Genomic DNA, 25,352 nt, shown 5'->3' with positions numbered 1-25,352 from the left:
ATACTATATACAGTATATCCACAGGTTTTACTGCAGCAATGGGAATCTAAGGCATGAGCACTCTGACAGTCACCAAGCGGAACGGCACCACCGAGAACATTAACCTTGATAAAATCCATAAAGTTATCACTTGGGCGGCTGAAGGGCTGGAAAATGTTTCCGTTTCCCAAGTAGAGCTCAAAGCGCAAATTCAGTTCTTTGAAGGTATTCGTACAACCGATATTCACGAGACTCTAATCAAGTCTGCAGCCGATTTAATCTCTGAAGACACACCAGATTACCAATATCTTGCCGCGCGCTTAGCCATTTTCCACTTACGCAAAAAAGCATTTGGTGAATTTGAGCCACCGCATCTACAAGAACATGTTCGCAGCCTGGTTGAGCAAGGCCGTTACGACAAACAAATTCTTGAGAAATACAGCGCCGAAGAGTTAGACACTATCAATGACTTCATTGATCACTCTCGTGACATGGATTTTTCGTACGCGGCGGTTAAACAATTAGAAGGTAAATACCTCGTTCAAAACCGTGTAACTGGCGAGATCTACGAGAGCCCACAGTTTATTTACATTCTGGTTGCGGCTTGTCTGTTCGCCGAATACGAAAGCACCATGCGCCTTGATCTGATTAAGCGCTTCTATGATGCGGTTTCCAAATTTAAGCTATCGCTTCCAACACCGATCATGTCAGGTATTCGTACACCGACACGTCAGTTCAGCAGCTGTGTATTGATTGAATGCGGTGACTCCTTGGATTCTATTAATGCAACGTCCAGCGCTGTCGTAAAGTACGTGAGTCAACGCGCAGGTATTGGTATTAATGCTGGCGCTATTCGTGCCATTGGTAGCCCGATTCGTGGTGGTGAAGCATTCCATACAGGTTGTATTCCATTCTACAAACACTTTCAAACAGCCGTTAAAAGCTGCTCTCAAGGCGGTGTGCGCGGTGGTGCAGCAACAGTATTCTACCCAATTTGGCACCTAGAAGTTGAAAACCTGTTGGTTCTTAAGAACAACCGAGGCGTAGAAGAGAACCGCGTACGCCACCTAGATTATGGTGTTCAATTTAACCGTCTAATGTATCAGCGCCTGATCAAAGGCGGCAACATTACACTGTTTAGCCCATCAGACGTGCCAGGTCTTTACGATGCCTTCTTTGCCGATCAAGAAGAGTTCGATCGCCTGTATACCATGTATGAAGAAGATAAAAATATTCGTAAGCACACGATCAAAGCTTCTGAACTGTTTACTCTATTCGCTTCTGAGCGTGCTAGTACGGGTCGTATTTACCTACAGAACGTCGACCACTGTAATACTCACAGTCCATTCAATCCTAAAGTAGCGCCGGTAAAACAAAGCAACCTATGTCTAGAAATCGCGTTACCGACCAAACCCCTGAATCGCATTGATGATCCAGAAGGTGAAATTGCTCTATGTACTTTGTCTGCTTTCAACCTAGGTGCGTTGAAAAACCTAGACGAATTAGAAGAACTCTCTGAGCTTATTATTCGCGCGCTCGATAGTTTATTGGATTATCAAAACTACCCTATTCCAGCTGCGCAACGCGCAACTGAACAGCGTCGTACGCTAGGTGTGGGCGTTATCAACTACGCGTACTACTTGGCTAAGAATGGTGTACGTTACTCTGATGGCAGTGCCAATGACCTAACACACAAGACGTTTGAAGCGATGCAGTACTATCTACTAAAAGCATCAAACAAACTGTCGAAAGAGTTTGGCCCATGCCTTGGCTTCGACGAAACGACTTACGCTCAAGGTGTCTTACCAATTGACACCTACAAAAAAGAGATCGACAACATCGTCAGTACAGAGCTGCAATATGATTGGGAAGCGCTTCGTGAAGACATCAAAGCACACGGCTTGCGCAACTCTACTTTGTCAGCATTAATGCCATCTGAAACTTCCTCTCAGATCAGTAATGCAACCAATGGTATTGAGCCACCACGTGGCTTTGTTTCAGTTAAAGCGAGTAAAGATGGCATCCTGAAGCAAGTTGTACCTGAGTTTGATCGCTTAAAGCATAACTACGAGTTACTTTGGAGCATTCCATCAAATGATGGCTATCTACAGCTAGTGGGTATTATGCAGAAATTTGTCGATCAATCGATCTCTGCAAATACCAACTACGATCCAACTAAGTTTGAAGCAGGCAAAGTACCAATGAAGGTCATCTTGAAAGACTTGCTAACGGCTTACAAGCTGGGCATCAAAACGCTTTACTACCACAACACACGTGATGGTGCGGAAGACAAACAAGACGATATGGCAGATGATTGCGCAAGCGGTGCTTGTAAGATCTAAATCGCCAAGCCCTGCGTACTAGTTACGTGGGGCTTTCTACCCAATTACCTTTTAATTGTTAGACGATCATATTTAAGGATCACCGACAGCAATGAGTTACTCTACTTTCAATCGCAAGAAATTTGACAGCTTACAACAACCGATGTTTTTCGGGGAAAACGTAAATGTAGCGCGCTACGACCAGCAAAAGTACCCTATTTTTGAAAAACTGATTGAAAAACAGTTGTCTTTTTTCTGGCGCCCAGAAGAAGTAGACCTATCTAATGATCGCAAAGATTTTGTGAAGCTTGAGGAACATGAGCAGCATATTTTCTTAAGCAACCTAAAATATCAAACACTACTAGACAGCGTGCAAGGCCGCTCACCGAACGTTGCTTTGCTACCGATTGTCTCTCTTCCTGAATTGGAAACCTGGATTGAAACGTGGTCTTTCTCTGAGACCATTCACAGTCGCTCTTACACACACATCATTCGTAACATCGTCAATGATCCAACTAAGGTCTTCGACGATATTATCGTGAATGACGAGATCGCTAAACGCGCTGTTAGTGTGTCTAAATACTACGATGACTTAATCGAACTTGTTAGCTTATACAATACTATGGGTCTAGGTGTGCACCACGTTCCTGAACGTGGTGACATAACAGTCTCTATGAAGGCACTCAAAAAAGCGCTGTACCTAACTGTTGCATCGGTCAACGTATTAGAAGCCATCCGTTTCTACGTGAGTTTCGCCTGCAGCTTTGCTTTTGCCGAGCGCACATTGATGGAAGGAAATGCGAAGATCATTAAACTGATTGCACGCGATGAAGCCTTGCACCTAAATGGCACACAACACATGCTAAACCTAATGACGTCCGGCCGCGACGATCCTGAAATGGCTGTGATTGCACAAGAGTGCAAACAAGATGTAATTGATATCTTTGTTGAAGCAGCTCAGCAGGAAAAGGAATGGGCTCAATACTTATTCAAAGATGGCTCTATGATTGGCTTAAACGCTCAAATTCTAGGCCAGTATGTTGAATATATTACTAACGTACGCATGCAAACAGTCGGTCTTGAACCATACTTTAGCACTAAAAATAATCCAATCCCTTGGATCAATGCTTGGTTAGTCAGTGACAACGTACAAGTAGCACCACAAGAAGCGGAAATTAGTTCTTACCTTGTGGGCCAAATTGATAACGATCTAGATGGTGCCGACTTTGACGACTTCGACCTCTAATAAAGGCCACGAAGAAGAAGCCGAAGTCCATCGCGTGTTACTGGGAAAAAAGCAGATTCTTGTCACTGAAGACGAGCCTCTGCTTCCTCAACTTGAACGAGCAGGCGTGCTCGTTGAATATCAGTGCCGCGAAGGGTATTGCTCGTCTTGCATGATCAAACTGCTGTGGGGCAAGGTCAGTTATCCCGTAGAACCCTTAGCATGGGTGCACAGCGGCTATCTGCTGACATGCTGCGCCATTGTTAAAAGTGACATCGAAATCGCTTTGCTGGGCTAAAGGTCGGCTTTGCTCAGCATTCGGTAGGCGGCACAAATACGGGTACCGGTGGTCACCCAGCATAACAAGCCAAACACAACAGCAATGATCGCAAACTCGCTAGGCCAGAGGCACATTAAGACAAAACAACCTATGGTTTCAGCACCTTCTGTAATACCTCCCAAAAAGTACAGTGACTTTTTGCCATAGTCTAGCTGCTCAATCCCCCTTTTAGCCGCCATAACAGAAAAGGCTAAAAAACTACTGCCCGTTCCCATAAACGAAAAGATCAGAAACGCCGCCGCTAAGGCATGATGTTCAGGGTTCGCCACTGCAAAACCAAATACAACAGCCGAATAGAAAATGAAGTCCAACACAATATCTAAGTAACCACCAGCATCGGACGCACTGCCATTCAACCTTGCCACCGCGCCATCTAGTCCATCAAAAATACGATTTATCAGTATCGCGATGAGCGCCACACTATAAAGTGTTTGGGTAATAGCCACTGCCCCCAACATACCAACCACAAAACCTATTACCGTTATTTGATTTGCGGTCACGCCTTTAGCAAGCAGAGGCTTCGCGGCTGCGTTTAAGGGCCACTTAATCACGGCAATAAAATATTTATCGAACACCTTGAATCCTTAGGTCAGACGTACGCTCAAAAGAATTAGTTTGTTACTATATAGCAACGCTCACAGTCACAGCACAGGAAAATATGTATGATCCACGCAATCCAATACGGCCAAAATCTTCCACCATTAGTCGTCTTACACGGACTCTTTGGTAACGCCGATAATTGGCACTCTATTGCGCAAAAGTGGTCTGAGTATTTCACAGTGTATTGCTTAGACCTACCTAATCATGGCCAGTCATCCGCGCTAGATCCTGTCACGTTTCCTGCTATGGCAGATGCTATCAATGAATGGCTCGAACAAGAACAGCTAGATCACATATATTTATTAGGACATTCACTTGGCGGCAAAGTTGCGATGCAGCTCACCAGTGATCATCCTGAAAAAGTTCGTAAACTCATCGTCGCCGATATTGCTCCCGTGGAGTATCAACCCAGTCACACAAAGATCTTTGAAGGCCTACAGGAAATCAACCGCCAGAAGCCCGAGAACCGAAAGCAAGCAGACAAAATTTTATCTGCTTTCGAGACAAATGCAGGCATAAGACAATTTCTTCTTAAAAACCTGAAGCGAACAGACCAAGGACATGCGATTAATCTGGGCTTAGAGGAATTGCACAAAGGCTATAAAACAATTCTTAAAAAACCAGCACTAAACAATGATATTGTTACCCCAACATTGTTTATAAAAGGTGAGAATTCATCATATATTTTGCCAGCTTATCAGGCACAAACCTTACAGCACTTTCCCCACGCAAGTGTAAAAATGATTTCTGAAACGGGGCATTGGCTGCATGCCGAAAAACCGACTGTTTTTGCAAGCTTAGTAAAACGCTTCCTGACAGCCTGACTCTGGGCAGACACCAAATGTATCTATCAAAAATTGATCTGTCGGCAACACTAACCCATACATACGAATCAAGTATGGGTTAAACGCTACTCTTAAAGGAGAAGGGTAACTTGAAGGCAATAACGTTGCGCTGGCCTTAAACACATCAATATAGGAACTAGTAAGTGCCAATTTATCTTGTGAGGTACTGTAGACTGAGAATAAAGCCCCCGCTCTGACTAGCTGAAGAGAGTGAGCCGCTAACGATTTTTTCTTGTGGAAAATCAAACGAATCGCATCTTTAGAAAACTGCGCATCAAATAACATTGAGTCATAGAGAGACAGCACTAAATTCGAGCGCTCAAGCACATTGGTTAATGACTTTAGCTTTTCCTCACGACTGCCTAAAGGAATTGCACTCGTAATAATCTCAAACCTCTTATCCTCTGCGACACCTAATGTCTCGTTAGATACGTTTAATCCCTCACTATAGATAATCCCTAACGGCGCATGATCATCCCAAAAGGTACTCAATATGTCTAAACGAAGAGACATCGGCGCACCGGAAAATATTGCCGTAGATGGCTTACTGCAATGTTGTTTTAGTTGATTATATTCTTCCTCTCCGAGAAACAGAGCAATCAGCACGACACTCTGGTTGACATCGCACACTTGCCGAAAACTGTCTCGGCCAACAGTGATAACTAAGTCGCCATCAACGAGTTGATTATCAGGAGAGAGGAGCGCAGGAACATCAACATCGGTTGAGGCACTCAAAGACAAAGACAACACTCGAGAGACGGTTTCACGTCCATCATGGTATACGTAGGTACTGGCATGAGCCAGTACCTGAAACATACAACCAACTAACGCTATGAAAATCCGTCTCATAATTTCAATTTATGCTCTTAAAAAGATACGTTTGCGAACATAAATACGCTGGTCTTATCTTCCGTTACATTGTTAACACGGATATATGGATTATTATCCAAACGAGTATTTCCTCCTAAACCAGCTGTAAATGTGTTCGATCCTTGAACCATACGATAAGCTAACCATAGACTTAAAAATTCATGATCGTATGATGCGACTTCCTTACCATAAATATAGCGAGAATTTATAGAAATACTATCACTGACCGGTATACTCGCAAAAAGTGTTGTAACAAACGGCGCAACGGTTTCAATAATATCTTCTTCATCCGTTTTAGTATCTTGATAAGCAATAGTGGCGCGCAGCAATGTTCCTTGGGCGGAACGCCAATCCAACTCTGCCTCTATCCCATCAATCGTAAACGCGTAACTCTCATTAGGTGTTAAAAGCCCGCCATCTTCAATAGCGTCTTCATATTTCTTGTTCGAGCCAGATAGATTCGTCAATTTCTCACGATAAGCCGAAATATCATAAGACAATCCTAATGTCGGAATATTGTGATAAAAGCCAACTTCGTATGAGGTGATTTTCTCAGCAGGTATACCTGTTGAATAGGCAGAAATGGAACGAATACCATTAAACACATAAGACCATTTTGCTTTTTGATCGTACAAGTCTGGCACTCGATACGCTTGTGATATATTAGCTCGAATCGAAGACTGCTGTGTCAATTTATACGTAGCCCCCAGCTGAGGTGACGTGTAATCACCTGTCAACTTACTGTGCTCGTACATGACACCACCATTAATAATAAGCGGATCAAAGGCTCGATAACTTAAATTAGTTGAAGCCCTAAACAGCTCCTCTTTGTAATCACCGTCAAAATACGTCTTAGAACTAACACGATCTTGTCGATAAGACAGGGTATTAACTAAGCGGTAATCACTGGTCGGCGTCCAAATACTTTGCACTTCAACATCGTGCCGATTCTCATCTAAATCCGAAACCAAGTGCCCTTTGTAAATTTCATTTGCCGGCAAATCTTGGGCAAACAGCTGATTCAATACCATACCGTAGACATCAATATCATGATCTTCAATTCGTTCAGAACGGTCATAATAATACTGTGCTCTGAGCGTGTGTTGCGCAGACTGATCGACTTCCCAACTGACTTTAATGTGCTCTCGATCGCGATCTAAGACAGGTCTGGTATTGTCATAACTCACACCAGGTACTTCGTAGAACTCCACATCTGCGGCTAAATTAGCGGCACCGATATCGATGTCGACCTTCTGTTTATTGTCTTCATATAAAAAGAACATATTGCCAGATGTTTGGACATGACCATCATTTCTAGGATCACCATCCCCTTTACGCGCATATCCATCTACTGTGCCTCGGGACGCCGATACTCGGTAACTCCAGTTTCCAGATAAGCCACTATGCTGGGCGTACATCCGGCGATTACCTTGATCATCTGTAGCAAACGCAAGGTCAGAGCCAAGTGTCTCGATTGGGCTGCGCGTGATGATATTGATCACCGCTAAAAAAGAATTACTGCCATAACTTGATGCATTGGGCCCACGATTTACTTCAACTCGCGCAACATCTTCAATACTCAACGCTAAACTAGCCCAGTCTACGCGCGCGTAGGCAGAGCTATAAACTGAACGGCCATTGACGAGAACTTGGATGCGGCGAAAGCGATCTTTTTCAGTACCATGATAGGCCACCACTTTACGGTAGGAATTCCAGTAAGGCCCTACATAAAACCCTGGTACATAGAACAATAGGTCTTCCACATATTGTACGTTTGATCGGCGAATAAAATCCCCCGACAATACCGATAATGTAGAGGATACCTCTACTCGTGGCTGTTCAACTCGAGCAGGGGTTACTACTGCCGGGATATTGTCCCCTAACAATAAACCTTCTAAACTGGCTAATGAATTATCTATTGTATCGGCTGATGTCAAACCAGCATAAGTGGCCAGCAAGGCGCCTGTAGCGTATCGGATCATATTATCCTCACTTACGAAACGAGTCAGCATAATACGTCCCTAATATACGTACTTCCTCGGAAAAGAAACGAAGCTCCTCCAATGCAGCCTGCATTGCCGGAGATTGGAAATGTGCTTCTACATCGACATAAAACTGGGTCGCAGTAAACTGACCATCCAGCATATAGCTTTCTAACTTCAGCATATTAATGCCATTCGTTGCGAAGCCACCCATTGCCTTGTAAAGCGCAGAAGGGATATTCCTTACTTTAAATAAAAACGAGGTAATATAACGCTGCTGCTCTTCATAGATTGGCATTTTTTGCTGTTTCGCAAACACCAAAAAACGTGTGGTATTACCTTCTACATCATTAAAGTGTGATTGTAAGATCGGCAACCCATATAAATCCGCCGCTAACGACGACGAAATCACGGCCAAGCCTTGCTGCTTTGATTCTGCTAAATGCTTCGCAGCACCCGCAGTATCATACATAGCTACTTGCTGAGCCCCTAAGCGACTTATATTGTGGTTACACTGAGCCAATGCTTGAGGGTGACTGCCAACTAATTGGACATCTGCTAACATCATATCTGGTGTGCCGATCAAACAGTGATTCACTGGCTCAAAGTGCTCTTTCACAACATACAATTGTGTTCCTTTCAACTCTCGGTAGATTTCCTCTACTCGACCAGCTGTCGAGTTTTCGACCGGAATCATGGCATAATGTGCATTGCCCTGTTCAACTTTCGCAAGTGCTTGGCTAAAACTGGCACAATGAACCATATCCCAATCAGGAAAACAGTGTTTGCAAGCTAAATGCGAGTAAGCGCCAGGCTCTCCTTGATACGCTACAATTTGGTCTGCATGCAGAGGTGTCGCGGATTGGGTCATGGTTTAAATACCAACTATTGGATATAGAAGACCAAGAACTTTACCAATTTTTTGCTATTTCCAACACTAAAATTGACAGTAAAACCAAACATTTACCTTGATAGAAGGCACCTGTGAAGAAAATCTTTATAAAATTTGTACGTATCTATCAGTACTTGGTCAGTCCTTTGTTAGGTAATAACTGCCGCTACTACCCTACTTGCTCCGCGTATATGATCGAGGCGATTGAACGTTTTGGTATTCTAAAAGGGACTTGGTTGGGAATAAAAAGATTGGGACGCTGCCACCCTTTCCATGAAGGTGGCATCGATTTAGTTCCAGATAAGAGGTGCAACTCGCATACTTCATGCAAGTCATCACATAAAGACTCTAGTTAAGCTGCAAGTTTAAATCACTGACCACTAGCACCGCTTGAGTACGGTTGTTAATATTAAGTTTTCGGAATATAGCCGTAATATGCGCCTTTACAGTGGCTTCTGAAATATTCAGTTCGTACGCAATCTGCTTATTCAAAAGCCCCTCATGAAGGTAACACAATACTTTGTACTGCTGCGGCGTTAGCTCAGCAACACGACGCTGCATATCCAAATTTGGGGCAGGTTGATTTTCTAATTTATCCGCCATACCAGCCGGCAGCCATGTGTCACCCTCTAAAATAGCGCCAATGGCTTCTAGATAAATACTCGGCTCACTGGTCTTAGGAATATACCCTAACGCACCGGCTTCAATAACTTTCGCAACGACTGGAACCTCATCACTGCCAGATATAACCGCCACAGGGATATCCGGATAGTCGGCACGAATACGTATTAATCCATATAAATCACCACTGCCCGGCATATTGAGATCCAGAAGCAACAAATCCACATCAGGATTTGCTTTTAAGCTACCTAATGTGGATTCAAGGTCATGTGATTCTTGGATCTCTACTTCACCGAGTTGTTCGCGTAGCGCGCCCGTAAGGGCGCTGCGAAATAAGGGGTGGTCATCAGCGATAAGAAGTGAAATCACTAGGTTTCCTTAACAAAGATGTATGGTTTACTTATTTAACCTGTTATCGATCAAATCATCAACCACACTTGGATCCGCTAAGGTACTTGTGTCACCTAATGCGTCATGTTCATTGGCGGCGATCTTACGCAATATGCGGCGCATGATCTTGCCTGAACGCGTTTTCGGTAAACCGGTTGTGGCCCAGTGGACTAAATCAGGTGTAGCAATTGGACCCACTTCTTGGCGTACCATCATCTTCACAGATTTAGTAAGTTCTTCATCTGGCTCAATACCCGAGTTAGGGATAATGTAGACGTAGATACCTTGCCCTTTTAGATCATGAGGATAACCGACAACCGCCGCTTCCGCGACAGAAGGATGTGCCACCAAAGCACTTTCGATCTCAGCCGTACCTAGACGGTGGCCCGATACATTTAATACATCGTCCATACGCCCCGTGATCCAATACGCGCCGTCTGCGTCACGACGAGCGCCATCACCGGTAAAGTATTTACCTTCAAACGTACTAAAATAAGTCTGTTCAAAACGCTCATGATCGCCATAAACCGTTCTAGATTGACCCGGCCATGAATCAAGAATGACTAAGCCACCTTCGACGTCTTTACCCATTTCGGTAATTAGATTACCTTCAGCATCCACCAAAGCAGGCTGAACGCCATACAAAGGCGCTGTACAAGAGCCAGGTTTCGGATTCTTTTCCGTCACACGCGGCGTCATCATCAGGCCACCGGTCTCGGTTTGCCACCACGTATCTACAATCGGACATTTACCATTGCCGATGTTTTTGTGATACCAAACCCATGCTTCAGGATTAATTGGCTCACCAACACTGCCCAATACTCGTAAAGAATCACGGGAGCTGGTCGCCATAGGTTCATCACCTTTTGCCATCAAAGCGCGAATGGCCGTCGGTGCCGTATAGAGTTGTGTCACCTTGAACTTATCGACAACTCGACCAATTCTCCCAGAATCCGGAAACGTCGGCACACCTTCAAATAAGACACTGGTCACGCCATTAGCAAGTGGCCCGTATACCATGTAACTGTGCCCAGTAATCCAGCCGACATCGGCGGCACACCAATAAATATCATCAGGTTTGATATCAAACACTAATTCGTGCGTAAGAGACGCGTATACAAGATATCCGCCTGTTGTGTGCACCACACCTTTAGGTTTACCAGTAGAACCGGATGTGTACAGAATAAACAACGGATCTTCAGCATTCATTGCTTCTGGTGTCGCGTCAGTGCTTTCTTGGGACGCAAGTTTTGCCCAATCTAAATCACGACCTTCAACCCAATTTACATCTGCTTTGGTATAACGGTAGACAATAACGTTTTCAACCGACGGACAAGCGTTGTTGTCTAAGGCTTTATCCACGTTATTTTTTAGGGGGACAGCGTTACCGGCACGCTTACCTTGGTCGGCCGTCAGCACAACTTTAACTTTACAATCGTTCAGACGGTCAGCAATCGCAGACGCAGAGAAACCACCAAAAATCACACTATGAATGGCACCGATGCGAGCGCATGCAAGCATGGCATAGGCTGCCTGAGGAATCATCGGCATATAAATCGCGACACGATCGCCTTTTTGAACCCCCTGCTTACGTAGAAGGTTCGCAAGGCGCCCTACTTCATCATACAATTTCTGATAAGTAACAACGCTGTCGTTATCCTCTAAGTCGCCTTCGACATAAAAAGCCACCTTGTCGGCTTTTTCTGGCAAGTGGCGATCAATACAGTTGTACGCTGCGTTCAACTCACCGTCTTCAAACCATTTAATACTAACGTTGCCACGCTCGAAACTGGTGTTTTTAACTTTTGTGTACGGCGTAGACCAATGTAGGCGCTTACCTTCTTTGCCCCAAAATGTTTCTGGGTCACTAACAGATTCTTGGTAATGCTGTTCAAACTCAGCTGGGCTTACATTTGCATTGGAGTAGGTGTAATCCATCTGCTCCGTATAAGATGACTGTGACATGACTCGCTCCATTGTTATTTTTAAATAAGGATGCTGAAAACTACTATATAGCTTGGTCTCGGTCAGGCTATCCCACTTTAGTCTAAGTCGATGACAGACTATTCCGAGAATGACCCCGCATACACAAAAAAAGGGAACTTGGCAGGTACTTTTTCCAGCGGGTCTTTCCAAACGTATTCAATCGCTTTTTCAGCTTCTTGAATTTGAAAGTCTCCCTGCTTTTCGACCATGATTTGCGAAGCAGACCATGACCGCATAAAAGCAAACGCTTGCGTCATGGTCCAATGACACTCTAAGTCAAATGAAGGCGACTCGATTTGCGTAAACGGAAAATCCACCGAAAGATACTGCCCGCGTAAGAGCGCTGTTTGTTCAGGCCAGAAAGGCTGTAATATAGGCAACAAATGCTCTTTGATCGCTTGATCTAAACTATCCCCAAATTGAATCCAATTGTAACCCCAGATAAATAACTTGCCGCCAGGTTTGAGCACTCGCCTCACTTCTTGCCAAAACGTATTCAAATCAAACCAATGCAAAGCATGGGCCACACAGACAGCATCAAAATAGTGATCTGGAAAGTTAGTTTTTTCCGAAGGTTGTACAGAATAATTGACCTTACGATGTGGCGTTGCTTTTGCAATTTGAGCTTCTGATATGTCGGTCGCTTCAACGTGTTGAAAATACGCAGCAAGATCAATCGAGGCCTGCCCAGTACCGCAAGCACAATCCCAAACACGCTCGGTTTGTTTGACTTGATGACTCAACCAGTAATACAACTCTGGAGGATAAGTCGGTCTAACTAGAGAGTAGTTAGCCGCGGAAGAGGGGTCGAACGTACGCATATATTTTCCAAATCAATCGGTATATAGAAACAGTATCTACTTAATCACACCATATGTATAAAGGATTTCTTGTGCACATGCGATACCTTTGACCTGCTCCGCTAGCATTCCTTTCTCTAGCGCCGCAGCGACATTCACCAAATTATCATCTAAAAACAAAATCTGCTCAGGCTCGACACCTAATTCATTGATTACGTAATCAAATACCGGTAAATCTGGCTTAACCGCACCGACTTGATGGGACGCAAAGTAACTGTGGAAGCAACCTGAGAGCCCCATTTCATCCATCAAACGGCCCCAATGCGCATCATTGGTATTGGACAGCACCGCACGGTGATAATGAGGCGGTATGCTTCGCACAAGTTCAACTGTCCCTTGAAACAACCCTTTAGGCCAGTTGATAAAGTTCTCATTGAAATAGTGAGGGTCGACTTTAGAGCGCGTTTCCTTCAACAAACGCTCTACAAATACTGGCAAAGATATCTGACCACTATCAAAGGCTTTCACCGAAGGCGACTTAAGCCACATTTCCCAAAGCTCTGACTCACTACCCGCCTCCACTTGGAAAACTTTAGCAAAATCCTCCTGTGTGCCTAAATCGACCAAGACATTGCCTAGGTCAAACAGGACTACCTCTATTTTTGCCATATTTTTATCACTCTCCTCTTTGACAACCTCTACACTTAGTAACCAAGCGTTACATTTTGGCTTTGTATTTACTAAAGATTTAGCATTTAATGGCGTTAAAGCATATGGATACCTATCTATAAGGAATAAATATGAAGCAACTTAAGAAAATATATTTAATCGCGGGCGTCACTACAATATTGACAGGCAATGCGCTAGCTGTTGAGACGCTTAACTCTAATGCTACAGTGACGGTAAATAATGCTTTCACTTTAGCGGAAAGTGCAGCAATGACTTTCGGTACAATTCGAGCGTCAGCTGATACTGCAGGTACCGTGACTGCCTCATTAACACTACCCGCAGATGGCTCTGCTGGAACGGTTACCGCAGCCACACCTGCATCGTCTAATATTGTGGTTATAACAGGGGGGACTCCAGCCTCATTTGCTATCACCAATGCCGCACCTTTCACAACTCTAACACTTACATTACCGGCAACAGCGATCGACTTAGTGACACCAGGAGGTGATGCACAATTTACCGTAGACTCGTTCAATGCCGTTGTTAGTAGTGGGCCGAATGATGGTGATGCATATAACTCAGGGACACCAAACTTAAGAACAGATGCCTCTGGCGCCGTAAGCTTTGATGTGGGTGCAACGCTGATCACCGATGCAACAACTCCCGGCAGTAATTACGAAGACGGCACCTATACAGGTAGCTATACGGTCCAAGTAGACTATTAGTAAGATCTTTACTACGAAGATGCGGTATTCAAAAAGTATATTCATTGCAATGATGCTAATATCCTTTTCAGAGGTAAAGGGAGATATCATAGAGATATCGCCCTTATCCTTTGGCTCTATTGTCATTACAGAAAATACTACCCAAGAAAAGGTCGTTTTGAACTATTCTGGGAATGTTGGATATTCCTCTGGGATTTATGCAGTCACCCCACCAAATGCGGCTGAATTTTTGTTAACGAATTACCCTTCAAATCAACAAGTTTTTATTTCTGCAAAAAGCACACAGGCAAGAAGTAACAGCGATATTTATTCTGCTGATCAATTTACATTAACCAATGTGGATGTTCCTTCTGTGCTAACGACTGATAACTCAGGATCAGCAGCGCTATTTGTAGGCGGAACATTAGAGACCTCAGGTTCTGGCGTAAACTCCTATCTCAATACTCAATATAGAATCAGCTATCAAATATCAGTTAATTACTAGGGACCTTATGACTAAATACACAAGAGCAGCTCTATTTAGTAAAGTCATAGCAGTGCTGACCGCGCTTGTTTTAAGTACCTTTACGTATGCTGACTTAATGATTTCTCCTACTCGCGTTTTTTTGGATGATGGAGCTAGGACCTTTGAAGTCAATTTGATCAATACTGGTAAACAAGCTAGGAGCTACCGAGTAGAGTGGAAGCAAATGGCCGCTCTGCAACAAGGCGGCTATCGAGAGCTAACAGAAAAAGAAAAAAGCCAATATTCAAGCCTTGAACGATTCGTAAGAATAAGTCCAAAGCAGGTGTCACTTGCTCCAGGCGGACGTCAGACAGTTAAGCTCCTTGTAAGAAAACCTGGAGGCCTTCAATCTGGAGAATATCGATCTCATTTATCATTTATAGCACTGCCTTCGAATCAAGATAACACCACTAAAAACGCTGGCAGCTCAATCTCATTAAATGTGTTAATGAGCTACACCATGCCCGTCATATACCGTGTTGGCTCCGTTGTCGTAAACCCGGAAATCACTGATATTTCTCTTGTTCATAAAAAACAAACCGGTATCACCAATATCAAAGTCGACTTATACCACGATGACTTATTCAGCACTCATGGTCGATTCATTGCTTATTGGACTCCTATCAATGGTCAAACCAGACAGGTAGGCCTTTTAAACGGCTATAATTTTTATCCTGAAATCAAAAGCGCTACGACTCAATTCCCGTGGCAAGACTTTAAACTTGAGCCAGGAAGACTAGAAGTACGCTATGAAGGTCAAGGTGAATTCGCAGGTCTGTTATTAAGTCAAAAAACTCTGACTATTACACAACAGATGATCAATTCCGTTAAGTAGGTACTATGCGCAGTTTTTGCTTCGTATTACTTGCATCGTTGGCTGCACAGCCTGTATACGCGAATGATGCCTTCGAGCGCTTAAAGGCCAAATATAAAGCCTTACAAGACGGACAGGCAACTTTGCCAAGTTTGACTGAGTCAGCCCTTTCCCCCAAAGCAGCAGCCAATAATACTCAATTGATAAGTCGTCCTGAGGACTTATCTGGCACCATCCCTGCGGGTGAGGAGCTGATTTTAGGTGTACAGCTCGGTAAGTTGGTTCTAGGGCAGGTCTTTGGCTTTAAAACCGAGGTTGGCGCTAAACTGAGCCTGTTCGATATGACACAGGCCTTTGATTTCGCCATTGAAACGGACTTTGATAACGAATCCGCATCAGGCTGGATTCGTAACCCCAACAATACGTTTACGCTCTCCCATCTCGAAGATGGCACTTGGTCCGTCACGACAAATGGCAGGTCGAGCATTATTAGTGCTGAGAAAATTGATCTAGAAGACGATTTTTATATTGAACTCGGCCTGTACGAGAAATGGTTTGATGTGAATTTTAATGCCGATTACGGTACGTTGACCCTTAAAACTCAGAGTAATCGACCGCTTCCTATCGAAGAAAAACTGGCCCGTGAGCAGCGTGCTAAAAATACGTATCGCACACGTAACGAAGCCCGCGCGCCACTACAAAAACATGATTATCAGCCAATCTCTAAGCCATTATTGGATATTCAGGCATCGGTTAATGCCAGTGAGAGCAGCGATACCAGTCATAATATTTCAGTACTAGGTTCAAATGATTTAGCGTATTTTAATACGCAGTATTACTTCGCCATCAACGATGAAAATGAGGTTAACTCAGCACGATTATCTGGCAGTCGATATTCTAATGATGCCGATCTCTTGGGCTTTCTTAATGCGACAACAATTGAGTTCGGTGATATCAGAAGCACGCAAATCAACCCATTGCAGAAAAACAATACTTTCCTTGGTGCTCGTTTTAGCAACACCCCACTCTCCTACAATGGCGGTAATAGCATTAACCTGATCGGAAATATTCAAGCGGGCTGGGATGTCGAGGTATACCGAAACCAACTATTGCTGACAAGCCAATTTAACGTCACCGATGGCCAATATGAATTTCAAAATCTCCCCTTGGTATTTGGCTATAACGAAATTGAATTAGTGTTTTATGGCCCTCAGGGCCAAGTTAATCGTGAAAATCGCAGTTATTATGTCAGCTCAACCGGCCAATCTGCAGGTGAATTTGTTTACGATATTTCGTTTGTGGATGAAGGTGAACGTTTATTTGATCAAAACACTCTCAACGATAGTGACAAAAATGGCCTCAGCACTCTGATTCGTGCTGATTACGGTGTAACGGACTGGTGGTCACTGAGTATTGGTTCGCAGATACATCATGAACAAGGCTTTGAACAATACGACCAGCAATCCTTTGGCAGCGACATTTCTCTGTTTGGTGAAGCGTTATTATCTATTGATTCTCTTGAGCAAGATAACGGTGATTATGAGCGCCGCTATCAAGTTGACACCAGCTTATGGGATCAATCACTCAGTTTTATTCATAGAGAAAACCAACGTACTAATAGAGACGACGGCGACATCAATTCCTTTGAGTCGCAAGAGTTGAGACTTTCAGGTGCCATCCCAAGCTTGAAACTGTCTTACCAACAATCCATCGAGCAAATCACACCAGACAATGAAGAAGAATACTTACGGTTCACAAACCAGATCGGTACCAGCATTGGAAACAGTTACTTTTCTAACCGCTTTTCTTGGGTAGATCGTGACGAAGGCGAAACAACTGGTGACTGGCAAGTCCAGCGCTATTTAAACGATTTCTTTTGGCGTTTTGGCAACGATTACACCCTTTCACCAGACTTTGATATTCAGTCGTTTTTCACTGAAATCAGTGGAGACATGAGCGACAACACCAGTGGCCGCGTAAGATGGATTTATGATTTAGAGAATGATGCCAGCGAAACGACACTTATTGCTAGCTGGCAACCAAATGAATTTAGTCTTACTTCCAACTTTTCTTATAACGATCGGACAGGTTGGCGCGCCTCTCTACTAGGGCGTGTCGGTATTGGTCTGACCCAAAATAACAGCACCTTTTTTACACGAATGCCAGTCTCTTCCCAAGGCACACTGTCAACACGAGTCTTTTTAGACAACAACCGTAATGGTCGTTTTGATTTAGGCGATCGACCACTCTCTAATGTAGAGGTGGAAACCCTACAAAGCTACCGAAAAGCCACCACAAACTCTCAAGGGGTGGCCGTACTAACTGCCTTGCCAAGCTATCAACAAACCGATATCGATATCGATTTGAGACAACTGGACGATCCCTATTTAATTCGTGCAGATCAAGGGGTTTCCATTGCGCCACGCCCAGGCTCTGTGCAAACCCTAGACATTCCAGTAGTGCCCTCCTTGGAGATTGAAGGCTATGTCAAAGAGCTCCAACAGAACGGCAATTTAGCTAACAAAGCCCGCGTCCCTGTATTGCTAAAAGACGCCTCTGGCACTGTTATCAAAGAAGTCACCAGTGAATTTGATGGCTACTTCTTAATCACTGAGATCGTACCAAAAGCCTACACATTAGAGATTGATCCGGTTTACCTACGCAATTTCAAATTCCAACAGGGGACTCAAATCCCGCTTACTGGTGCTGAGTCCGGAATATTGGCAGAGCAGAATCTGATTTTACGCAAGTCATTCGGAGTACACGGCTACAGCGCACAACTGGCGTCCTTCAGCCGCCTTGAATCTTTGCGTGGTTACTGGCGCATACTGACTAAACGCTTGCCTGAAATCACTCAATATCGTTATTTTTATAACCAAACGGCGGCAGGCTATCAGCTGTATGTAGGATTTTCAGAAGACAATCAAGAAGCCAACAGCCTATGTACTCTATTGACAGAGAATGGTGTAGATTGTGCGGTCACAGGCATCACTCGCCGCTAACTTTCAGCTAGCGGCACTTCCATTTTACAACGACAAGAACGGCTCACCTTTATAACGCGTAACCAGACAGTCCTGTTGCATTTGCTTCAGCATGTTACAAAAATCGACACTGTAGGCTTTCTTAAGAAATGGCCCAACAATAAGCTGATGGTAAGTTTTACCATCAATTTTATGCTGATTAATCAATGGTGCAGTATCAGCAAACTCTTCAGCGTATTTCTGCGTAATCGAACGCCAGCCTTGAATGGCTTGTTTCTCGGATGCGTACGCCGCTAACTGTACGCCGTAGTATGGCACATCCGATTTCGTTTCGGAGCCATCATAAAACTCCGCTGTCACGGCATTACTAGGTGGGGCTTGACGAAACGGTTTCTCATTGCGACTGGAAGTAGAAGCGTTTACCACAGTCTCTTCTTTGGGAGCATTAATATCCGCTAAAGCAGCGGAAGGCATCACGGGGGCTTGATTCGTTTGTTGAGCAGCTTCTGCTTTCGGAGCCAGTTCTTGTGTTAGACTTTCACTGGATTCAGGAACGGTATCTAACGTTTCCACCAACAGTTTCAAATCTGATTCCAAAGCAAGCACTCGCTGCAGCTGAGGCTTCATGTCTTGCCACTCTTGCTGCTGTTTTTGAAGTGCTTCTTGTAATTCTACATTTGACATGGTGCCAGTCTTTTCAGGTGTCAGTGTACACCCTGTCAACCACACGGCCCCTGTGCATATCACCAATAACTTCAGTCTCATAATTCCCTCCATCACTCGAGACATCTTACGATAACACTAGGGCGTTTGTCCCCCAAATAAGTGCACCATAACGCATGCTTTTTCCAACAGCGATCCAAATAAGACTTTTAAACCAATGCAATTTAGCGACACCCGCAGCCAAACATAAGCCATCACCTATGAGCGGCATCCAGCTTAACAGCAAAACCGGCTGTCCATATCGATGAAATATTTTTTGCACTTGCGCTAAACGTGACGCTGAAACAGGAAACCAACGACGATCTTGAAAATGAAGCAAATAGGAGCCCAGCCACCAGTTCGTCATTCCACCCAAGGTGTTGCCTAGCGTCGCAGAACACCATGCATGCCAAGCAAACTCCGGATGCTGATTAACCACACCTAACAACAATAATTCTGAACCAAGAGGCAATAAGGTTGCAGCCAGAAACGACACAAAAAATAAGCTGAGTAGTTCTGGCACAATATCAGTGAAAATCACAGTAATTGGATTATCCTTACGTTAAAGCTGTCATACTCATCGCAACATTAAGAAACGCAGCAGATATCGTCATTATGCTACGAAACATGGTACTAATGAATTCAGCACACATTAAATCTTCATATTCTTACGACAGAATACTAAACATTCGTATCTGTCTTAAGGTTTTACCTATTAAGGCCTTAAACTTGCATAGGCCAATACACGCTCACACTTTGAAAGGGATCTTTTTATATGTCGATTGATATTGCATCTGAGCTCGACTCCCTCTACCAGCACATTGATAAAGTTATATTGTCACGCCAACACCCCGTGACAGGACTGTTTCCGGCTAGCACCAGCATTAATAATCATGGTGATTATACTGACGCATGGGTACGCGACAACGTCTACTCTATTCAAGCTGTCTGGGCGTTATCGTTAGCGTATAAACGAGCGTCCAACCCAGATAACAGAGCTCATGAACTGGAGTATGCGTGCATCAAAATGATGCGCGGCTTACTGTTTGCTATGATGCGTCAATCTCATAAGGTAGAAGTATTCAAAGATACACTCGATCCGAAAGATTCATTACACGCAAAATACGACACTAAAACCGGTTTGGAAGTGGTCGCGGACGATGCATGGGGGCACTTACAAATCGATGCCACCAGCCTATATTTGCTGACGCTGGCACAAATGATTAAGTCAGGCAGCAGTCTAATTTATTCTCGAGACGAGTTTAATTTTATTCAGAATTTGATCTATTACATTTCTCGAACCTACCGTACACCCGACTTTGGTATCTGGGAGCGTGGCAATAAGGTCAATAACGGAAAAGCTGAAATTAACGCCAGTTCGGTAGGCATGGCGAAAGCCGCTCTTGAAGGTCTGGATGGCTTAAATCTTTTTGGTGAACAGGGTCCAGAATGGGCTGTTGTACACTCCTTTGCGGATGCTGTCGCGCGCGCTGAATCAGTCCTAGAATCCTTGCTTCCTAAAGAGTCTCGCTCTAAAGAAGTGGATGGTGCATTACTTAGTATCCTTGGCTTCCCCGCTTTTGCCGTTAACGACGAAAAACTTAAACGCAAAACTCGTCAAGAGATTATCGATAAACTAGGCGGTAATTACGGCTGCAAACGTTTCTTACTAGACGGGCACCAAACGGTTATTGAAGATCATAACCGCATCTATTATGAATACGATGAGCTTATTAACTTTGAACACATTGAGTCTGAGTGGCCATTGTTTTTCACTTATCTGTACATTGACCGTCTCTTTGCTCGAGATTGGGAAAGCGCCAATTATTATCGTTACCGACTAGAAAGTCTGATGGTCGAAAAAGATGGGGAACGCCTGCTGCCTGAACTGTATTACGTCCCTGAAGAACACATACTGGCGGAAAAAGCCAACCCAGGCTCACAACCCCGTGTGCCCAATGACAATATACCTTTAGTTTGGGCCCAGAGTTTGTATCTGGTCGGTCGCATGCTGGATGACGAATTAATTACGACAGAAGATCTGGATCCATTAGGGCTTCATCGTAAACAGCACAGTCGCCAAAACGTAAATATCTCTATGGTCGTGCTGGCCAAAAACAATAAAATCAAACAACAGCTTTTAGACGCAGGCTGTCTATGCCAAACCATCGATGAAATCGCCCCTATTCAGGCCATCAGTTCGGAGCAATTAATCGAGCTATATCAAAATGTCGGCGCCTCAAAGTCATTGGGACTAAGCGGTCGTCCGAATCGTGCGTTAGGCAGCTTGGCCATTGCGCAGCCATTTGTCATTAATAACCAACGATGTTTGTGCCTATCTTGGTTCCAAAATGAAGACCGAGATTACCGTAAAACCGATCCTGCACTATTCGAAGAGCACATTCGCAACGAATTAGCGAGTATCTCCGAATATTGGTATTACCCAGCAAATGCCGTGTTTGCGGTATTAATTGATGAAGCTGTCGCAGAAATGGGCGGCTCCGAAGAACTGTTTGAGTTCATCCGGCGCCTACAAAATCGTGAAGTAAGCGAATTTCGTATCATACCGCAGTCGGCTAAGAATGCCTTTAAATCGGGCAGTCGTCGTGTCATGAATTTTGACGTGCCATATGGCCATGAATTGGGCACGAAGCTCCCTATGTATGAAGCACCGTGGCCTCTGTCCTCAAGCACAGAGAATGAGATCCATGACTACCGAAGCTGGAGTGTAAGCAGTCTTATCCAACATCTACAAGATACTCCAAGCCTTGAAGGCGCTACAGAGATTTTGCTGCAACTTGGACTGCGCGACGCATTACATGAGCAAGTCATCAAAGAAAACGATCAATGTATTAGTATTCGCAGTATTTTAGATTCGGTATACACTAATGCTTTGGTAAATAGAAATTGGTTTTGCGCTCGTCAACTTTACTCGCTGATGCTGAAACCGACAACGGATATGGCCACGCATGCAGCAGAAATCACTGTACGTCAGCGTGTTCTTATCATTGGTTCAAAAGCCGACCAACAAATCAGCATATCAACGCCGTTACACCAAGATGAAGTCTTTAAAGCGTTTGTTGAAAGCTCTGATTCACTGATTGCACAGGTGGTTTACCACGAACTTCTGGCCATCACCGGCACACTTATGAAAATACATCCTGAGTATTTTTCAGGCGTAAGAACGATACGCCTACACAATCTTAGTTTGCTGTGTGCGGATGAAATAGCCGATATTGAGGTAAATGAGCAAACGGATGTCATTGATATCTTGGCACATCAATCACCTATGACGCTTTACAGCACTTTAAAACAAGTGCTCATAGAAAAGCACAAAGAGTTTACTCACGTTGTTGCCAGCGTGGGCTATCAACGCTTAGACACAACAGACGTCAAAGCCAAAGACATTGATTGGTTTGAGTGGCGTACAGGTCAAGGCCTTATCACCAAACTCCCTGAAGCCATGTTGCTACAATTGTGGGACAGCTTGAATCAAACAGATCGTATCGTATTTGGTGATTTGCAAAGCAACACAATTCTTGACAGTAAAAGAACCCTTAACTCCATGACACCAGGCGAAGACACATTCGCCCTGCTGATCGAGTCACTCACCTCAGACATTGCTCCAAGCTGGTATAAAAGCCTGATTTTTGAAGGTCTGTATGCATTTATCCAATTCTGTGAGAAACATCCCAACGGCGAGTTTATTGAAGAAGTGAATTTACCGGTTTTAGTTTCCAAAGCCGCGATGGATCATGTAAAACAGTATAAGAACGCTCACCCTGAAGTGGATAATTTTGACATGGCATTAGACGAATTTGCCCAATTAACACCAAACAGGGTAAATCACTATTTAAGCTGGGCTGTTTCAAAGCTACATAGCCAGCAACGTCACACATCTAAACATTTGTAATAGGTTGGAGAAGTAAATGGATCTTCTGAACGACGTCATCAACGCTCGCTGTTCCGACCCTTTTAAATGTCTTGGTTTAAAACCAAACCAAGACAAAGGATTGACACTAACAGTATGGCGCCCTGATGCGACAAAAGTCGAGGTGCTAGAAATTGATTCTGACAAAATTATCGGCACCATGACAACCGGTCAAAGCGGTGGAATATTCCTATTTGACTGGCCAAAAAAACGCACACAAACACACTACCGACTAAGAATCCATTACGGCGACAGCCAGTTTACTATTGTTGATCCGTACCAATTTCCAGAAGCTACTTTCTCTGACCCTGAGAATCACAGTGCAACCCTTTATCACAAAGAAGGGGCGATCATTCGCTCAGCAACGGTTAATAACAAATTAGCGATTCGCGGTACGCGGTTTGCTGTCTACGCGCCCGCCGCACGCTCGGTATCTGTAGTGGGCGACTTTAACAGCTGGGATGGCCGTCTACACCCGATGTCGAGTAATGGCGATGGCGTTTGGCGCTTATTCATACCTGACGTAATAGAAGGCGCGCGCTACAAATATGAAATTCGCGCCGCCAATGACGATATCCTGCCACACCGCACCGATCCGTTTGCCAAAACCATCGAACAATTCCCTTCTTTTGCCAGTGTTGTCTGTGCACAAAACAGTTACACCTGGCAGGACAAGGATTGGACAGAGCGCCCCATTGTCGATATTTATGAACAGCCTATGAGCATTTATGAAGTGCATTTGGGCTCATGGCGTAAGAAAGCGGACGGCGACGCATTAAGTTATCTCGAACTCAAAGAACAGCTGGTACCGTATATTGTCGATATGGGCTACACCCATGTCGAGCTGTTACCCGTGATGGAGTTTCCGTTTGATGGCTCATGGGGTTATCAGCCTATTGGCTTATTCGCCCCCACATCACGCTACGGCACCGCCGATGAATTCCGAGAGTTGGTAGACGCTTTTCACCTAGCGGGAATCGGCGTCATTATGGATTGGGTACCGGCCCACTTCCCTACAGACAGCCACGGCTTAGCCAGCTTCGATGGCAGTAAACAATACGAGTATCCGGACCCTAAAAAAGGCTGGCATACTGAGTGGAATTCATTGATTTATGATTTTGGCAAAGATCATGTGGTCGATTATTTGATCAGTAACGCTAACTACTGGTTAGATGAATTTCATATCGATGGCCTACGTGTTGATGCCGTTGCCTCGATGCTCTACCTAAACTATTCGCGCAAAGAAGGCGAGTGGATTCCTAATGTCGATGGCGGCAATCATAACTATGAAGCCATTGACTTCCTACGTAGACTTAACGAAACCATCTACTTAAATCACCCACGCTGCTTTACCGCGGCGGAAGAATCGACGGCGTTCCCAGGCGTATCCAAGCCCACTTATATGGATGGTTTAGGATTTGGCTTTAAGTGGAACATGGGCTGGATGAACGATTCTCTTAGCTATATCAGCAAGGATCCAATCTATCGCCAACATCATCAAGGGGATTTAACCTTCTCGATGGTTTATGCCTACGATGAGCAATTTATTTTGCCGCTATCTCACGATGAAGTCGTACACGGCAAAGGCTCCATGATTACCAAAATGCCAGGGGATGCATGGCAAAAATTCGCCAATCTGCGTGCGTTTACCAGCTATATGTATTTCCATCCAGGCAAAAAACTTAACTTCATGGGCAACGAGCTTGCGCAGGGCCAAGAATGGAGCCATGAGCGTTCTTTGGACTGGCATTTGTTGGATGTGGATTATCACCAAGGTCAACAACAAGTCACTAAGACTTTGAATCACCTATACCAAACAGAAGCCGCGCTCCAGCTTGATCATTTGCCTTCAGGGTTTGAGTGGATCAGTTTAGATGACAGCACTAATTCAACACTGGCCTTTGTGCGACGAGAAAAAGAGTCGGCTGAACACATATTGGTACTAGTGAATTTTACTCCGACCCCACACGGAAACTACCGTATCGGCACGCCACAGGCAGGTCGTTATGAATTGATCTTTAACTCAGATGAAACGCGTTTTTCTGGTAGCGGCTACCCTGTCGAAACATCGTATAAAACGACGAATCAAGCCAGCCACGGCAAAGAGCAAAGCATCGAAGTGAAATTACCACCGTTAAGCACCATAGCATTCAAATGGCACGCTAAATAACGCA

At 44.3% G+C, this 25,352-nt stretch carries 21 protein-coding genes; 11 read left to right on the top strand and 10 right to left on the bottom strand.

Features of this window, described 5'->3' with window-relative positions; all coding sequences use genetic code 11:
• Positions 1-53 precede the first annotated feature (53 nt).
• The 3 genes from nrdA to yfaE all read left to right on the top strand — a co-directional run bounded on the left by nrdA (position 54) and on the right by yfaE (position 3,823).
• Entirely contained in the window at positions 54-2,321 is a 2,268-nt protein-coding gene (gene nrdA / locus ACPUEK_RS08700; RefSeq protein WP_067214770.1) for a class 1a ribonucleoside-diphosphate reductase subunit alpha, read from the top strand.
• A 91-nt stretch (positions 2,322-2,412) separates the two neighbouring features.
• Positions 2,413-3,546, top strand: coding sequence for a class Ia ribonucleoside-diphosphate reductase subunit beta (nrdB, locus tag ACPUEK_RS08695; protein WP_067034390.1), 1,134 nt, complete (start codon positions 2,413-2,415; stop codon positions 3,544-3,546).
• Positions 3,527-3,823, top strand: a complete 297-nt coding sequence (yfaE, locus tag ACPUEK_RS08690) for a class I ribonucleotide reductase maintenance protein YfaE (protein WP_231872515.1) — start codon at positions 3,527-3,529, stop codon at positions 3,821-3,823. Before nrdB ends, yfaE begins: the two co-directional genes overlap by 20 nt.
• Here the strand turns inward: yfaE and ACPUEK_RS08685 are convergent.
• Complete coding sequence (locus ACPUEK_RS08685) at positions 3,820-4,440, bottom strand: CDP-alcohol phosphatidyltransferase family protein (RefSeq protein WP_425642943.1); 621 nt, start codon at positions 4,438-4,440, stop codon at positions 3,820-3,822. The genes yfaE and ACPUEK_RS08685 overlap by 4 nt on opposite strands.
• Positions 4,441-4,527: 87 nt before the next feature.
• Between ACPUEK_RS08685 and ACPUEK_RS08680 the strand changes: the two genes are divergently transcribed.
• The gene (locus ACPUEK_RS08680) at positions 4,528-5,289 is read left to right on the top strand and encodes an alpha/beta fold hydrolase (RefSeq protein ID WP_425642942.1); all 762 of its coding nucleotides are present in this window, start codon (positions 4,528-4,530) and stop codon (positions 5,287-5,289) included.
• On the opposite strand, the gene ACPUEK_RS08675 is transcribed toward ACPUEK_RS08680, so the two are convergent.
• Genes ACPUEK_RS08675 through ACPUEK_RS08665 form a run of 3 tightly spaced genes read right to left on the bottom strand, consistent with a single transcriptional unit; the run spans position 5,263 to position 9,033 of the window.
• Positions 5,263-6,126 (bottom strand): hypothetical protein, encoded by an 864-nt coding sequence (locus tag ACPUEK_RS08675; RefSeq protein WP_425642941.1) that lies wholly within the window; start codon positions 6,124-6,126, stop codon positions 5,263-5,265. The two genes, ACPUEK_RS08680 and ACPUEK_RS08675, sit on opposite strands and share 27 nt — an antisense overlap.
• A gap of 50 nt (positions 6,127-6,176) precedes the next feature.
• Positions 6,177-8,192: a TonB-dependent receptor plug domain-containing protein gene (locus ACPUEK_RS08670; RefSeq protein WP_425642940.1), complete on the bottom strand. Its 2,016-nt coding sequence runs from the start codon at positions 8,190-8,192 to the stop codon at positions 6,177-6,179.
• Positions 8,170-9,033 carry a prephenate dehydratase gene (locus ACPUEK_RS08665; protein WP_425642939.1) on the bottom strand — a complete coding sequence of 288 codons (864 nt, stop codon included), beginning with the start codon at positions 9,031-9,033 and terminating at the stop codon, positions 8,170-8,172. The genes ACPUEK_RS08670 and ACPUEK_RS08665 overlap by 23 nt, the downstream gene beginning before the upstream one ends.
• A gap of 113 nt (positions 9,034-9,146) precedes the next feature.
• On the opposite strand from ACPUEK_RS08665, the gene yidD reads away from it, so the two are divergent.
• On the top strand, positions 9,147-9,410 hold the full coding sequence (gene yidD / locus ACPUEK_RS08660) for a membrane protein insertion efficiency factor YidD (RefSeq protein WP_082866046.1): 264 nt from the start codon (positions 9,147-9,149) through the stop codon (positions 9,408-9,410).
• On the opposite strand, the gene ACPUEK_RS08655 is transcribed toward yidD, so the two are convergent.
• The 4 genes from ACPUEK_RS08655 to ACPUEK_RS08640 all read right to left on the bottom strand — a co-directional run bounded on the left by ACPUEK_RS08655 (position 9,403) and on the right by ACPUEK_RS08640 (position 13,520).
• Positions 9,403-10,044, bottom strand: a complete 642-nt coding sequence (locus tag ACPUEK_RS08655; protein ID WP_067214789.1) for a LuxR C-terminal-related transcriptional regulator — start codon at positions 10,042-10,044, stop codon at positions 9,403-9,405. The genes yidD and ACPUEK_RS08655 overlap by 8 nt on opposite strands.
• Before the next feature lie 27 nt (positions 10,045-10,071).
• Positions 10,072-12,030, bottom strand: a complete 1,959-nt coding sequence (gene acs, locus ACPUEK_RS08650) for an acetate--CoA ligase (RefSeq protein ID WP_425642938.1) — start codon at positions 12,028-12,030, stop codon at positions 10,072-10,074.
• 98 nt (positions 12,031-12,128) lie between these two features.
• On the bottom strand, positions 12,129-12,872 hold the full coding sequence (locus ACPUEK_RS08645; RefSeq protein ID WP_425642937.1) for a class I SAM-dependent methyltransferase: 744 nt from the start codon (positions 12,870-12,872) through the stop codon (positions 12,129-12,131).
• 36 nt (positions 12,873-12,908) lie between these two features.
• On the bottom strand, positions 12,909-13,520 hold the full coding sequence (locus tag ACPUEK_RS08640; RefSeq protein WP_425642936.1) for an HAD-IA family hydrolase: 612 nt from the start codon (positions 13,518-13,520) through the stop codon (positions 12,909-12,911).
• Positions 13,521-13,651: 131 nt separating this feature from the next.
• Here ACPUEK_RS08640 and ACPUEK_RS08635 point away from each other — a divergent pair, with 131 nt between their 5' ends.
• The 4 genes from ACPUEK_RS08635 to ACPUEK_RS08620 are packed head-to-tail and all read left to right on the top strand — an operon-like array spanning position 13,652 to position 18,566.
• Entirely contained in the window at positions 13,652-14,245 is a 594-nt protein-coding gene (locus ACPUEK_RS08635) for a DUF4402 domain-containing protein (protein ID WP_425642935.1), read from the top strand.
• A 49-nt stretch (positions 14,246-14,294) separates the two neighbouring features.
• The gene (locus ACPUEK_RS08630; protein WP_425642934.1) at positions 14,295-14,729 is read left to right on the top strand and encodes a DUF4402 domain-containing protein; all 435 of its coding nucleotides are present in this window, start codon (positions 14,295-14,297) and stop codon (positions 14,727-14,729) included.
• A 7-nt stretch (positions 14,730-14,736) separates the two neighbouring features.
• Entirely contained in the window at positions 14,737-15,585 is an 849-nt protein-coding gene (locus tag ACPUEK_RS08625) for a fimbrial biogenesis chaperone (protein ID WP_425642933.1), read from the top strand.
• Between the two features lie 5 nt (positions 15,586-15,590).
• Positions 15,591-18,566 (top strand): SPOR domain-containing protein, encoded by a 2,976-nt coding sequence (locus ACPUEK_RS08620; protein WP_425642932.1) that lies wholly within the window; start codon positions 15,591-15,593, stop codon positions 18,564-18,566.
• Positions 18,567-18,590: 24 nt separating this feature from the next.
• Here ACPUEK_RS08620 and ACPUEK_RS08615 read toward each other — a convergent pair whose 3' ends face one another.
• Positions 18,591-19,310, bottom strand: coding sequence for an SPOR domain-containing protein (locus tag ACPUEK_RS08615; RefSeq protein ID WP_425642931.1), 720 nt, complete (start codon positions 19,308-19,310; stop codon positions 18,591-18,593).
• A 25-nt stretch (positions 19,311-19,335) separates the two neighbouring features.
• A complete protein-coding gene (locus tag ACPUEK_RS08610) occupies positions 19,336-19,788 on the bottom strand; it encodes a YqaA family protein (protein ID WP_425642930.1) in 453 nt (150 codons plus the stop codon).
• A 234-nt stretch (positions 19,789-20,022) separates the two neighbouring features.
• Here ACPUEK_RS08610 and ACPUEK_RS08605 point away from each other — a divergent pair, with 234 nt between their 5' ends.
• Entirely contained in the window at positions 20,023-23,160 is a 3,138-nt protein-coding gene (locus tag ACPUEK_RS08605; protein WP_067214809.1) for a glycoside hydrolase family 15 protein, read from the top strand.
• A gap of 16 nt (positions 23,161-23,176) precedes the next feature.
• Complete coding sequence (gene glgB / locus ACPUEK_RS08600) at positions 23,177-25,348, top strand: 1,4-alpha-glucan branching protein GlgB (protein WP_425642929.1); 2,172 nt, start codon at positions 23,177-23,179, stop codon at positions 25,346-25,348.
• Positions 25,349-25,352 lie beyond the last annotated feature (4 nt).

The sequence above is a fragment of the Marinomonas gallaica genome, assembly GCF_049821165.1.
In the GTDB taxonomy this organism is placed as follows: domain Bacteria; phylum Pseudomonadota; class Gammaproteobacteria; order Pseudomonadales; family Marinomonadaceae; genus Marinomonas; species Marinomonas gallaica.
This window is presented reverse-complemented; position numbering and strand designations above follow the sequence as displayed.